General features: G+C 67.7%; 11 protein-coding genes. 3 read left to right on the forward strand and 8 right to left on the reverse strand.

All coding sequences use genetic code 11. The annotated features are described in order from the left end of the window. Nucleotides 1-1,655 precede the first annotated feature (1,655 nt). From amrb99_RS49935 to amrb99_RS06425, 6 genes are all read right to left on the reverse strand, one after another. Nucleotides 1,656-2,291: a site-specific integrase gene (locus amrb99_RS49935; protein ID WP_206699826.1), complete on the reverse strand. Its 636-nt coding sequence runs from the start codon at nt 2,289-2,291 to the stop codon at nt 1,656-1,658. Between the two features lie 222 nt (nt 2,292-2,513). Beyond that, complete coding sequence (locus amrb99_RS49940; protein ID WP_206699827.1) at nt 2,514-2,834, reverse strand: hypothetical protein; 321 nt, start codon at nt 2,832-2,834, stop codon at nt 2,514-2,516. Between the two features lie 1,330 nt (nt 2,835-4,164). After that, a complete protein-coding gene (gene lspA / locus amrb99_RS06410) occupies nt 4,165-4,680 on the reverse strand; it encodes a signal peptidase II (RefSeq protein ID WP_347256560.1) in 516 nt (171 codons plus the stop codon). Nucleotides 4,681-4,995: 315 nt separating this feature from the next. After that, a complete protein-coding gene (locus tag amrb99_RS52230) occupies nt 4,996-5,484 on the reverse strand; it encodes a tetratricopeptide repeat protein (protein WP_277819851.1) in 489 nt (162 codons plus the stop codon). Continuing rightward, nucleotides 5,484-6,926, reverse strand: coding sequence for an NB-ARC domain-containing protein (locus tag amrb99_RS06420; RefSeq protein ID WP_190853501.1), 1,443 nt, complete (start codon nt 6,924-6,926; stop codon nt 5,484-5,486). Before amrb99_RS06420 ends, amrb99_RS52230 begins: the two co-directional genes overlap by 1 nt. Next, a complete protein-coding gene (locus amrb99_RS06425; RefSeq protein WP_190853504.1) occupies nt 6,923-7,294 on the reverse strand; it encodes a hypothetical protein in 372 nt (123 codons plus the stop codon). Before amrb99_RS06425 ends, amrb99_RS06420 begins: the two co-directional genes overlap by 4 nt. 368 nt (nt 7,295-7,662) lie before the next feature. On the opposite strand from amrb99_RS06425, the gene amrb99_RS06430 reads away from it, so the two are divergent. Then, nucleotides 7,663-8,685 (forward strand): IS30 family transposase, encoded by a 1,023-nt coding sequence (locus amrb99_RS06430; RefSeq protein WP_190853944.1) that lies wholly within the window; start codon nt 7,663-7,665, stop codon nt 8,683-8,685. Between the two features lie 164 nt (nt 8,686-8,849). Here the strand turns inward: amrb99_RS06430 and amrb99_RS06435 are convergent, their stop codons facing one another. After that, nucleotides 8,850-9,821 (reverse strand): amidohydrolase family protein, encoded by a 972-nt coding sequence (locus amrb99_RS06435; RefSeq protein ID WP_190853507.1) that lies wholly within the window; start codon nt 9,819-9,821, stop codon nt 8,850-8,852. Nucleotides 9,822-9,944: 123 nt separating this feature from the next. On the opposite strand from amrb99_RS06435, the gene amrb99_RS06440 reads away from it, so the two are divergent. Beyond that, entirely contained in the window at nt 9,945-10,517 is a 573-nt protein-coding gene (locus amrb99_RS06440; RefSeq protein WP_190853509.1) for a TetR/AcrR family transcriptional regulator, read from the forward strand. A gap of 655 nt (nt 10,518-11,172) precedes the next feature. On the opposite strand, the gene amrb99_RS06445 is transcribed toward amrb99_RS06440, so the two are convergent. Next, nucleotides 11,173-11,592, reverse strand: coding sequence for a MarR family transcriptional regulator (locus amrb99_RS06445; RefSeq protein ID WP_190853512.1), 420 nt, complete (start codon nt 11,590-11,592; stop codon nt 11,173-11,175). 97 nt (nt 11,593-11,689) lie between these two features. Here amrb99_RS06445 and amrb99_RS06450 point away from each other — a divergent pair, with 97 nt between their 5' ends. Beyond that, nucleotides 11,690-12,547 carry an NAD(P)H-binding protein gene (locus amrb99_RS06450; protein ID WP_190853514.1) on the forward strand — a complete coding sequence of 286 codons (858 nt, stop codon included), beginning with the start codon at nt 11,690-11,692 and terminating at the stop codon, nt 12,545-12,547. The last annotated feature ends 419 nt before the right edge of the window (nt 12,548-12,966 follow it).

Here is a 12,966-nt window from a genome sequence, read left to right on the forward strand (position 1 = left end):
CACGATCGGCACCTTCATCGACGGCTGGAACGACCGCTGCGAACCATTCTCCTGGACCAAAGACGCCGACGAGATCATCGCCAAAATCAAACGAAAAGAAACTATTCGAGCGAAACACTAGCGGGTGCGGTATGAGCAGACGAACTGCCTGGAGGGGCGTTGGAAGCCGGTCTGGTCCGGCGGTGGACGCTTGCTCGGATCGCCGCGATGATCTGGGCGTTGCTCGCCATCTCCTACACCCCGGCCGGTGTCTACGCGCTGCTGCATCGGATCGGGTGGAGTGTGCAGGTGCCGTGCCGCCGAGCGCGAGGAAGAGAAGATCGACCGGTGCCGGGTGCGAGTGCGGCCAAACACCGCAGGCGACCTGGGCGGCTGGATCTGTTTCGAGGACGAAGTCGGCCAGGGGCTGAGGCCGCCAAGGGCACGACCTGGGGACGACGCGGACGCACGCCGGTGGCTGATGTCACCGCCCGCGGCACCCGCCGGGTTCCGCTGGTCGCACTGATGGTCGTCAAGCCCGGCGAGCGCTCCACGTCGTAGGTGGTCAGGAGACGGCGTGAGGAGCCGGGGCGGCACATGTGGGCGCGTCATGGCGGCAGGCGCGCACGCAGTGTTTCGATACATGTTTGGCGCGAGGGTGCGGTCTGAGGAGCGGAGACGGCGGGCCCGTGGTGATCGAGGTCAAGTTCGCTTCCAACGCCGACCAAGGGCACATGTTCACTCATACGCTCGGCTACGCCTCGCACCTGTTCGGGCTCTCTGCCGATACTTCTGAGTAATTCCTGCGGACCCATCTGGCTCGGGGAGGCCACGCCTTGATTGCCGAGGCGGTCGTTGCCGGGGTCGGCGACGGCTCGGTGGACGCCGAGTCGCTCAACGCCCAGATGGCGCAGCCGTTGCGTTCAAGGCACCCGGGGATTGGTGCCTCAACTGATCGAGCGTGAGCGCGCGGCGGTGTCTGCGCTGGCAGTGGCACCGATCCGTTGGGACGCCAAGTCGGCGCGAAGTACGCAGGCTTTCGCCGGCAGCATCGATCAGGCCGATTCTGCGCACCGGGATCTGTTGCGCGGGTTGCTCGGCTCGGCGCGACACTTGGAAGCCGAAGACTGGCCGTCCTCTCACCACCGCCGGCAAGGGGCGTTGGGTGCTCAATCCGCGGCTTCCCGAACAAGAAGGGGGGCGCCCGGTCGAAAAATTTAAGATCTACAACGTAAAGGCCCTGGCTTCTTTTTGTTTCAAGCAAAAGCGCAACCGAATCTACAAACGGTTCCTGTCGAGTAAGAGGTCAATTTCTCGTCGAGGGGTGCGCTCAGACTCTTTGCAAGGGCTCGCAACAGCGGCTCACCGTGGAGTGACTACTGAGCGCTACGACTGCTATGGAGGCCGGGTGTCAGTCGTGGGAGATCGCAACGGACTTGATCTTCCTTGAGATGTGCTGTGTCGAGCTAAAGGACCGCATCTGACCTGCGGTGATGTCGGGAAGCCGTATGGGCGGGGCATGATCAGTCGTGTTCACACCGAAGAGGTCACTGGTTCGAACCCAGTATCGCCCACCCCGTTCTAGCAGGTCAGACAGGGTCTCGGAGATCACTCCGGGACCTTTTTCGATCTCCAGGGCCGTCCGGGAGCCAAACGGGGAGCCACCGCTCCCAGACCTACGCCGACCGGCTCCGACCGAAGACCGTGTTCATGGCCTCGGCTCCCTGGGTGATGACCGGCCTGAGCTGGTGCCGGTACACCTTCTCGGTCACGGCCGTCCCCGCGTGCCCGACCAGATCGGCGATCGTCTCCAGGGGCACCTCGCTGTCACTCATGATCGAGACGAACGAGTGCCGGAGCTCCCGGGGAGTCCAGTCTTCCCCGATCCCTGCCTTCGAGGTGATCAGCCGGAAGCCGCGCCGCACATTGGCGGCGTCCAGCGCTGTCCCGATCCCTGTGCAGAAGACCAGATTGTTGTCCTGCCAGAGCTCCGCACGGAGCCGCTGGGCGGCCTGCCGCCCATGGTGCTTGCGCAGGGCGTCCGCGGCCTGGGTGGGCAGCTCAAGGGTCCGGCGGGACTTCTTGGTCTTGGTGTCGCCGTGCTTTCGCACCGACCTCCAGACGTAGAGTGCGAACCTGTCGTGGTCGAAGCCGGCCTCGCCGACGGGCCGCCAGGCGTCCGCCTCCTCGTCCCAGGCGACGACGTGATCCCACTGAAGAGCCCGCGCCTCCTCGGTGTGGATGCCGGCCATGAGGCTGAGCACCACGTAGGCGTGCAGCCGCGAGGACTTGGCCGCCTCGAGGGAGGCCATGGCCTGGGGGAGTGTGAGTGCCTTGCTCGGCCGCCCGGCCTTCCCCTTGGGCGTCGTGACCAGTTCGGCCACGTTCCGTGTGACCCGGTCCCGGGCCTGCGCCGGCCGGATCGAGCGCTTGAGGATCGCGTGGACGCCCTGCAGGGTGCGTGTGGACAGCTTGTTCTTGAGGCCATCAAGCCACTCGTCGACGTCATCGGCGCGCAGCTCTTTGAGCTTGGCCTAGCCGATGAGAGGGATGACGTGCTTGTCGGCGAGGATGCGGTTGGTCGTGACCGTGCCGGCGTCGCGGCCCTTGAGCCCCTTGGCCAGCCAGTCCTCGACCGCGTCGGCCACCGTGTAGTTCGCGGGTGTCTTGACCCCGGCCTCGAGTTCCTTGGCTGCTTTGATGAGCTTGTCGCGGACCTCGGTCTTGGTCCTCCCCTTCCGCTTGAGCCGCTTGCGCTTGCCGTTCGAGGCGAACCCGAGCGAGATGGCGCCGGTCCACCCGTCGCCCTCCTCGTAGATCGACCCCTCGTACTTACCGATCATGATCTTTGCCAATGAACTCCTCCTCGATCCGTTGAGGAACGTCACGATCGCTAGGGAACAGGGTCCCTAACGGGTCCTGCGTCGCCGCGCCAGGCTGGCCAGCGCTCTTGACCACCCCGAACCAAGCATGCTATCGCGAACAGTAATAGAATCTTGACTCAAAGTAACCGCCGAGGTGTGTGGCCAAGCTGAAGTTGATCTACTTCGTAAAGGGCCGTAGTCGGAGAAACCTTCTCAAATGCGGCGATCGAGAAAGGCTCGCCTACATCGCCCAAGTTTGGCGGCCACACCCTCCACCAGCCGCTGAAGCTTGCTCCGCCGCGGGCGCTCGTCGCCCGGCTCCTAGAGCTGATCGATTCACCGGCATGGTCCGCGACGTTGGGGCCGTCACCGGCGCGACGCCGGACGCTACGCCACGGACTGCTGGCCGACGGTGCCAGCAAAACCCGACCTAGTAGGGCGTACTCAGTGTCGCCAATCATCGACAAGCGGCCTTGCTGACCTGGTCAGGCGCCGCCCGAGGAAGGTGTTCACACTCCCTCCTGTCATCGTTGAAAGGTCTGAGCAGTGGCGTTCTCGACGGGCTGTCTCCGTGGCGTCGCGCTGTGCCGTTTGGTCGCTGCCAGGGCGGTAGTGACCGAGACGGTGGAGGAGGCGCAGACTCCGCTGGCGAACTCAAGCCTTCGCGTGAGCGGGGCATCAGCCGATGGGACGACGGCTGACAGAACCAAGCTGGCAGCCGCCATCGGTGTCAAGGGCGGCCTTGGTGGCCAGTAGCTCTTGCCCCCAGGCACGGCAGGCCAGTCGATCAAGGTCGAAGGAAGTCGATCGGGGAGCCTCCCACCTGCAGAAAAACACTGGGGGAGTCGCGGCGGGTCCGGGGGAGTCCACCAACGGTGGCTCCCCATTTGGCTCCCGTGCGGCTCCCTGGAACGTGGGAGGTGCTCAACGACGAACAAGATCATATTCGGCGGCGGAGGCCGCTGCAGTGTCAGTCGCCTTTGCTTCGTGTCGATGGAGTGGACCGCCGGACAAGGCCGCCTCTCACCTGGATGAACACGCATGCCGGTGGGCGGATCCCCGCAGCTCGACACCCTGCGGATTAAAAGTCCGAAACTGCCGTATCGATGCGGCCTGCTCGGTGTCGGCCGGTGTCGATCCGTCCGCATCGAGTCCGATTCGCGTGCCGCACGGTGCCGCCGCGTGCCGATCCGGTTCGGAACCGCTGAGCCGACAACGAGCCGACATGGACCATTGGCGGTCTCGTCGCTTGCTCATCGACGGCCCTGTCTGACCAGCCTGGATGGAGTTTTCGGCAAGCGCAGCGTCCGCTACGTGGTGATCAACCTGTGAGGGTCTCCTTCTCGGCGCACGTCGTCTGATCCGACATCACGATGCCGCGCCAACTCAGGAGCACAGCGAGGATTGTCCCGGCTGTGATGCAGCTGTCCGCGGCGTTGAAGGTGGCGAAGTAGCGTATGTCGATGAAGTCGACCACCGCGCCGCGGCCGCCGCCAGGAGTGCGGAGCAGGCGGTCGACGAGGTTGCCGACGGCACCTGCGAGGATCAGACCAAGCGCCACGGCCCAGGCGCTCGAACGCAGGGTTGAGGCCTGGCGGGTGATGACGACGGCGACGCCGACTGCAATCGCGGAGAACAACAAGGTGGCCATCGGGGCGAAGGAGAAGGCCGCGCCTGAGTTGCGGTAGACGTCGAGGGTCAGGCCGTCGCCGAGAATGTGCCTCGGAGCCTTTCCCTCCAGGTCCGCCACCGCCAGCGCCTTCGTGATCTGATCCGCTGCGATGCCGACCAGCGTGACCAGCGCGAGCAGTCCCTGGACAGAGATCTTCGGACGCACCCGGCCATTGTACGGACGGTGTCGGCTCCTCATGCCTCCACCTCACCCGCCCCGCTCAACCACTACGCCCACCTACGAGCATGCCTCCCCGACCACGCCCGGCACCTGGTCGCCAAGATCGACGAAACGCGCCAGTGACAGATAGCCCTGTGCCTGCCGAAAACTACGTCCGTGCAGATGAGACGTGCAGGGCGCGGGCTCCGACACGGGGCTTGATCAGTCGCAAGGACAGGCCGCGGCGAGGCGGTTAACGCGGATGATAGACGGCTGTGTTCTTGCGCCCAGGGCCAACCGCCACCGCAGCGGCACGTCGGGTCATCCCCCTTCGGAGGGATCCAGGGTCCGCAGCCGGTAGCCCGCGCCGCGCACGGTCTCCAGATGCGACTCCGCCCCGGGTTCGTCGATCTTGCGCCGCAGGTACGCCACGTACTGGTCGACGACGCTGGATGCCCCGTCGTAGGTGTAGGCGAGGTTGTTGCGGGAGGACAGGGTGTGGGGGTGGTTAGTGCCCAGCACCCGCTCGGTGTCGGCGAGGGTCTGCTCGTGCAGCGCGATCGCCCGGCCCAGGCCGCCTGCCGCCTGGTAGGCGCTGGCGAGGTTGTGGCGGGAGGTCAGGGTGTGGGGGTGGTCGGTGCCCAGGACGCGTTCTTCCTCGGTCAGGTTGTGTTCCAGCAGCGGGATCGCCCGTTGTAGATCGCCTGCTGCGTTGTAGGCGTAGGCGAGGCAGGCGCGAGCGTTCAGCACGAACGGATGGTCGGGGTCATGGAGTCGTTGAGCGGAGGTCAGGCAGCGCTGTAGATACATCAGGGCGCGGGGGTGGGCTCCTTGACCGGACAGGAACAGGCCGGTGTCGCGGAGCAGCCCGACGGTGGTGTCGGTGCCGGGAGCGTGTGGTCGGCCAGGGCGTCGATGTGGGGCAGCAGGCGGCGCCACTGCGGCCAGCTGGGCGGATCGCTGTAGTCCTGGGGACGGGCGTGGTTCAGCAGGCGGGTGGCGGTGTCACGCGCGGCGGTGATGTCGTCGGCTCGGCGGTGCGGGTCACCATCGGCGGGGTTGTCGTCGGGGGTGCGGGCGACGGCCTGCACCAGCCGGTGCACGGTGATGCTGTCCGGGGTGAGGGTGATCATGTTGTAGGCGGCGAGCTTGCCGAGCGCGTCCTGCAGGAGCGGAGCTGCGAACTGCTTGCGCTCATCAACCTCGTTCAGGTTGTCGAGCAGAGTGCGGGGGACGGCCTCGGGGGCGTACCAGGCCAGGATCCGCAGCAGCTCGGCAGCCACCGGTGTACCGACGGCGAGCTGGTCCAGGGTGATCCGCGCGATGGTCCGCGCGTCACTGCCAGTGCCGCTGCTGATGTCGCTGCCCTCGGCGGGCAGGTCGTACATCGCCGCCGGGGAGTCGGCCAGGTAGCGCAGGTACTGGCGAGGGGACAGCTGGTTCTGCTGCAGGTAGGCGGCCGCCTGCTCGATCGCCAGCGGCAAGAATCCCAGCTCGGTCACCAGCTCGTCCGCGCCGTCCAGATCGACTCGTGAACCTCCGGCGGTGGCGATGCGGGTCAGCAGCTCTACCGCCTGCCCGGCGGTGAGCACGTCCAGACGCAGCACCCGAGCTCCGAACCGATGCCAGCCCTGGCCGAGTCGGCTGGTGACCAGCACCCTGCCCTTGCTCGTGCGGTCCAGCAGCGCAGCGATGTGCGCGGGGTCGGTGACGTTGTCCAGCACCACCAGCCATCCCGGATGGCAGCCCAGCCAGGTCAGCGCCCACTCGGCCAACTCCTCCAGCTTCATGACCGTCTTGAGTTCGGGCTGCAGCGCGGCCGCCAAGGCGGCCAGGCCGGCCTGCACGGCTTCGCCGGTGTCAGCGGTGATCCACCACACCGGATGAAACACCCTGCCCCCGGACCCGGCGGCTGGGGCGTGGGCGGCGGCGTAGCGGGCGGCCAGGGTGGACTTGCCGACCCCGCCCAGCCCGTGCACCGCGGCCACCACCACCGGATCCGCAGCTCCCAGCGCGGCGTCCAGTTGCTCCAGTTCGGTGCCGCGTCCAACGAACAAGCGCGCGTGCGCCGGGATGTTGACCTGGCCTGGTGGGGCGTGCACCTCAGCGGGCGCGCGCACCCGAATGGTCCGCTCGTTGATGTACTGGTCGCGGGCCGCTTGGTAGGCCCTGCCGTCGCCGGAGGCAGTGGCCTCCATCCGGACGTCCGCAGGCTCTTGGGTGCCGTCGGGCTCGGTCGGCGGGGTGCTCACCGGTCGTCGTTGATGTGCAGGTCGCGGCCGGCCTGATAGACCCGGCCGTGCCCGGACGCGGTGCCCTTGATCTGGGTGTTGGTGGCGCCGTCGCCGGTGGAGACGATGCCGGTGTTGGTGGCCTGGTCGCCGATCCGCACCGGCCGCTTCCCCGGCGACAGGTCCGCCGACTCAGCCGGGGATGAGGTGTGGCGGGCCAGGACGGTCCCGTACACCGCCAGCACCAGGCCGGCGATGCCGACCACGGCGCCGATCACGCCGACGGTGTCGACCCAGTGGAAACCCTTGACCGCGAAGTACACGATCAGCCCTACGGCAGAGGCCGCGGCGGTGAGTGCGCCGGCCCAGATCAGTACCCGCCCCGTCATGACCGCCATCATCGACCCACCCACCCGGCGACGACACGTCATCTGCCACATACGCCCGCAACCGGACACGGCGAGCGATGCCGACCGGCGGCGCGGCGAGCTCCCCGGCCCGTCCCAGCCGAGGGCCATGGACCGCTCGGTAGCGGAGTGCTGTCGTCAAGAAACCTTCTTGGATTCAAGGGGTCAATGCATCACCGAGAATGATCTTGATCATTACGGAGGTGCGGGTGCGGGACTACGGGTTCTCCACAGCTCAACAAGAGGAGCTGTGGGGGCGCTGGCGTAGCGGTGAGTCACTGGGCGGCATCGCCAGGAGCATGGGAGCGCAACTGCAGCACGTGCGGTGATTCCTGCTGCAGACCGGTGGGCTGAAGAGCCCGCCGCGCTGCCGGTCGCTGCGGCACCTGGCGGGTGAGGAGCGCGAGGAGATATCCAGAGGCATCGCTGCGGGCAAGTCCGCCAGAGCCATCGCCCGCGGGCTGGGCCGTCCGGCCTCGACGGTGTCGCGAGAGATCGCCCGCAACGGCGGCCGGGAAGGCTACCGCGCCGGCGCAGCCGGCGCTGCCGCCGAAGTCCGCGCTCGTCGTCCCAAGCAGGCCAAGCTCGCAGGACGCCCGGATCTGCGGGTGATGGTTGAGGAACTACTCGGGCAACGGTGGTCGCCGCAGCAGATCAGCGGCCGGCTGCGCCTGGACTTCCCCGACGACCCGGCCATGTGGGTCTCTCACGAGACCATCTACCTGGCGCTGTTCGACCCCAGGCGTCGGGCCATCAACCGGCAACTGTCCCGCCGGTTGCGCACCGGCCGAGTGATGCGCCTCCCGCGGAAGGCGCGCCAGCCCAGCGGTCGCGGGCGCATCCGCGACATGCTGCCGATCGGGCAACGTCCCCCCGAAGTCGACGACCGCAAAATCGGTGGTCACTGGGAAGGCGACCTGGTCATGGGAACCCGACCCTCGGCCATCGCCACGCTCGTCGAGCGCACCAGCCGCCTGGTCCGCCTCGTCGCGCTCCCCGACGGCATCAAGGCCCACCAGGTCCGGCCCCACCTCACTCACGCCGCCCTGCAGATCCCGCCTCACCTTCGCCGAACACTGACCTGGGACCGCGGCCGTGAGATGGCCGAACACGCCCTGTTCACCGCCGACACCGCCATGTCGGTCTACTTCTGCAAACGCCGCAGCCCATGGCAGAGAGGAACCAACGAAAACATCAATGGCCTCCTGCGCCAGTACCTGCCCAAGAACCGCGACCTGCGCTCATTCACCCAAGCAGACCTGGACGCCATCGCCGCTGACCTCAACCACCGACCACGCAGGATCCACGGCTACCGAACACCCGACGAGGTTTACGCTGACCTTTGCGGACAAGTCGATGCATTGATCCACTGAGACCGCCTTCTAATAACGACACCCGGTGAGAGCGGCCGCTCGATCAGACTTACGGGGGGTGGGAACATCCTCGGGACCGAAGAGCCGCCCCCCCGGCTACCAGAGGAGGGCGGCGGTCAGGTCGAGGGCGGCGCAGGCGACGGGCATGCGCCAACGTCGGCTCTTTACGCAGTGTGGGGGGTTTGTTGTTCGGCGACTCGTTTGGCGGCGGTGGGCAGCAGGTTGAGGGCGTTGCGCCAGATGGTCTCGCGTTGGACGTCGGTGAGCAGTGGGGTGTTGGCCAGGCCGTGCCGGGTCGCTTGCATTGTTGTCTCAGTGGTACACGGTGCGCCCCAGTCGGAGCCGTAGATGAGGTGGTCGGCGCTGGTCATGGCCAATGCGGCGGCGAGGGGTTGTGGTTCGCCGCTGGCGGCGGTGTCGAGGTAGAGGCCGGCGAGTTGGGTGCGAAGCTCGTCCCGGGTGAGCTGATTCGGGTTGGGGACCCACGTTTCGGTGCCGAGGGTGAGTAGCCGTCCGGCCAGGGCAGGTAGCGCTCCACCGCAGTGGGCTATGACCAGCCGTACGCGGGGGTGGCGGCGTAGTACGCCGGCGTAGAGCAGGTCGGTGACAGACCGCGCCGTTTCCAGCGCGACGTCCAACAGGATGCTCGGACGGCTGAGGGTGGGCGGTGCGAACGGGTTGGGGTGAACGAACACGGTGGCGCCGCGCCGGTCGAGCGCCGCCCAGACCGGCTCCAGGCGTGCATCGCCGAGCCACACCCCGTGGTATTCGGCGAGGACGGCGAACCCGTCGGCGCCGAGTTCGCCGTCGGCACGGCTGATCTCGGTGAGGCAGGCGTCGGGGTCATCGGTGGGGAGCGCGGCGAGCAGCCCGAATCGGGTCGGGTGCTCGGCGACAAGGGTTGCGCCGTAGTCGTTGAAGGCGCGAAGCGCCTCCCGGGACGGCGGCACGCTGCTGAGGATCTGCATGGCCACCCCTGTGCGGTCCATGACGTCCAGGGTCGCCTCCGGCGTCCAGTGCGGCGGCTCCGAGGTCAGGATGTGCGCGCTGTGCATGAGCTTCCAGAGTGCCTCACGCTGGTCTTGTGTGGTGGGCGGCGAGAAGTGGGCGTGGATGTCGACGACGGGGATGGTCATGTCCGTCCTCCTTCAGCGGGCGCGGCCAGCGCCTGACCGCACTGGTGCGGGCATTACGGAAATTACGACTTCCGTTTTAATGGGCCAAATAACGGAAGTCAAGCCTTCCGCTATTATGGGAACGTGACCGAGGCAAAGGCGCGTGGCCGACCCTTCGATCCCGCCGTGGGCCGGGCCGCACTCGAGGCCACCCTTGCCCTGCTCGCCGAGCGGGGCTATGCCGGGCTGCGGGTCGCCGACGTGGCCGAGCGGGCCGGCATTGGCCTCGGAGCCCTCTATCGTCGCTGGCCCGACAAACGCGGTCTAGTCTTGGCGGCGCTGCGGTCGGCGGCTGCCAGGCGCGACGTGCCCCAGACCGACGACCCCGTCGCCGACCTGATCGCCGGCCTCGAAGCGCTGGCCGAGGGCATGACGGGCCCGGCCCGGCCGTTGCTCGAGGTCGCCTTCTCCGGCTCCGACCCCGACCTCGCCGAAGCCGTGCGCGAGGCCAAGGTCATCCCGCTGCGCGAGGCCAACCGCGAACGCTTGCGCCGGGTGGTCGGCGACGTCGCCGACCTTGACGTACGGGCCGATCTCGGCCCTGCCCTGATCATCCTCGGTCTCCTGACCCACGGGCAGCCGCCGTCCCCCGAGCGGATACGCGAGCAGATCGTCCCCCTGATGCTGGCCGACCCGCGGTTGCCGGAACACCGGTGATCGTCACTGCTCCGCACTCGGGGTGTCCTGCGCTGTTGGGATGCGCTGAAGGCCGCCGGCGCGGAGGCGGTGTCAGCGGTGGGCGGTGCGGTTCATCTCCCCACCGATGGCATCACCCGCATCGCCGCCGAAGCCAGCCGGCCCCTGGAGCCGCTACGCCCCCCGGCAACCACGAACAGTGACCGAGCGGGCTTCCGAGAGGCGAATACGTGACGCTCGATTACGCGAGCTCACCAGAGCGGGACCCCGGTGGGACGCCCAGCCCGGTCCGAGGCGCCCCCGGCAAGGCGTGACCCGCGTGCACACCGTGCTCTGTCCAGCGGCGTCGCTGGGCAAGTTCAAGCAGGCCGATCAGGGCCGGAAGATCATCGCAGCCAGGGCCTGGTTCGGCCCCGTGGTCTCTCCGCCCGGGGCCTATCGGGCTCGCCACCTCAGGAAGCGAGCCAGGTGTGTGCCTCAGCCACAAGGGACGCGTGGATGAGGCACAGGGGATTCCTCATCAGCTCGCGTGCTGTGTTCTCGCTCGTCAGCCTCCCGGGGATCGGTGCCATCACCTGCGCGTGCTCGATCAACCGGCGGCCACGACGTGGCACGAGGATTGCGCCCACAGGCAGAGCCCGGCACTTCCGGAATGCGGCACTGGTCCGGGGTCCGGTCACAGCAGGTCGCTCGCCGACTTGTGGACCTTGGCCAGCGCGGTCATCAGGCAGCGGCGCTCGGTCTCGGTGAGGTCAGCGGTGATCTTCTCCTCCAGACTGCGGCGCTCGGCCTCGACCGGCTCCTGAAGCGCCCGGCCGGCGTCGGTCAGCCAGAGTCTGACCAGCCTGTTGTCGCGCTCGTCGCGGCGGCGTGTGAGCAGGCCGGCGGCGCCCATCCGCGTGGCCATCTTGACGACGGTGGGCGTAGTGACGTGCAGCGCGGCGGCGACCTCCCCGGGCGTGCTGCCGTCACGCTCCCACAACACCGCCAGGAGGTGGTCCTGCCCCTGGTGGAGGCCGTGGCGGCGCATGGCGGTCTCGGCCAGCGCGCGCAGCACCTTCGTCGTCTTGCTGTGCAGGTTGAGGAACTCGGGCATCGCCGCCCCCTGTGGCTGGATGTCGATTGACGGCTAATCATTTCCCGGCTAACATCCTTCTCGTTGATCGTTAGACGGCGAATGAATAGGAGTATCGATGATACTGATCACAGGGGCCACCGGCCGAATCGGCCGTGAGCTGGTGAGAGAGCTCGATGCGGCGAAGGCGAAGGTCCGCATCCTCGTCCGCGATCCGGCCCGCGCGGCCGACCTGCCCACGAGTGCCGAGCGCGTGGTCGGCGACCTGGACGAACCCGCGACGCTCGCCCTCGCCCTCAACGGCGTCGACCGGCTCTTCCTGCTCACCCCCGGCATCGGGGTCGACCAGGCCTCGAACGCCATCACCGCGGCTCGCGACGCGGGCGTGCGGCAGATCGTGCTGCTGTCATCCATCTGGGCTGACGGAGACCCGGTTCCCGCGATGGGCCGCTGGCACCGCGAACGCGAGCGGCTCCTGGAAGCGTCCGGCGTGCCCGCGACGATCCTGCGTCCCGGCGGCTTCACCACCAACGCCCTCGAATGGGTGCCCTCCATCCACGAGAACGGGTACGTCGTAGACGCGATCGGCCCCGGCCGGACCGCGGCCATCGACCCGGCTGACATCGCCGCCGTAGCCGCCGTCGTCCTCACCCAGGACGGTCACGAGGGCCGAACCTACGTCCTCACCGGCGACGAGGCCCTGACCACGGCCGAGCAGGTTCAGATCATCGCCGACACGATCGGCCGCGACATCGAGGTCCGCGCAGCGACCACCCCCGAAGAGATCATCCGGTCCCGCTACCCCGGCGGCGCTCCCAAACCGCTCGCCGACGCCGTCCTCGAGGCCGCGGCGGTCATGCGTGCCGACACTGCCGGAGTCCGGACCGACACCGTACGACGCCTGCTCGGCCGCCGCCCCCGCACCTTCGCCGAATGGTGCGAACGGAACCGCGACGCCCTGCGGCCCGCCGGCTGACCGGCCTGTCTCACGGGCCCGCCTCCCAGCCAGACGGCGGGCCTGTGAACGGCTCCTAACGCGCCTCGGTGGCCGCTCTCTGCAGGGATCCCGGACTGGGGACTCGCGTATATCGGGGTCGAGTGTGGACAGCCGTTGGCGCTGAGAATGATCTTGGGATGGGTGTTCCGTTAGGGGATCCCCCAACGGAACACTGATGGGTTGTTGACATCCGAGTGCGGCGCGACGTCGACGATAAGTGCGGATCCAATCCACCCTCAGTCGCACATCCGTTTCCTGGCGAGGCGAAACCGTATTACCTGGCGGTGGCCGTCAGTGGTGCCTGTCAAAGCCCCGCTATTGCACTTAGAGGCATGATGAACTTCCTTGCCTTGCATACCTCTCAGGGTTTTGGAATTACGCTCGCAGACGACGCCGTG

The sequence above is a fragment of the Actinomadura sp. RB99 genome (assembly GCF_014706005.1).
Lineage (GTDB): Bacteria > Actinomycetota > Actinomycetes > Streptosporangiales > Streptosporangiaceae > Spirillospora.

Bases quoted from the DNA above. Each gene is read 5' to 3' on its own strand.
- amrb99_RS49935 (WP_206699826.1), bottom strand. From the start codon at position 2,291: ATGGCCTCCCTCGAGGCGGCCAAGTCCTCGCGGCTGCACGCCTACGTG.
- amrb99_RS06450 (WP_190853514.1), top strand. From the start codon at position 11,690: ATGATACTGATCACAGGGGCCACCGGCCGAATCGGCCGTGAGCTGGTG.
- amrb99_RS06435 (WP_190853507.1), bottom strand. From the start codon at position 9,821: ATGACCATCCCCGTCGTCGACATCCACGCCCACTTCTCGCCGCCCACC.
- amrb99_RS52230 (WP_277819851.1), bottom strand. From the start codon at position 5,484: ATGTATCTACAGCGCTGCCTGACCTCCGCTCAACGACTCCATGACCCC.
- amrb99_RS06425 (WP_190853504.1), bottom strand. From the start codon at position 7,294: ATGACGGGGCGGGTACTGATCTGGGCCGGCGCACTCACCGCCGCGGCC.
- amrb99_RS06445 (WP_190853512.1), bottom strand. From the start codon at position 11,592: ATGCCCGAGTTCCTCAACCTGCACAGCAAGACGACGAAGGTGCTGCGC.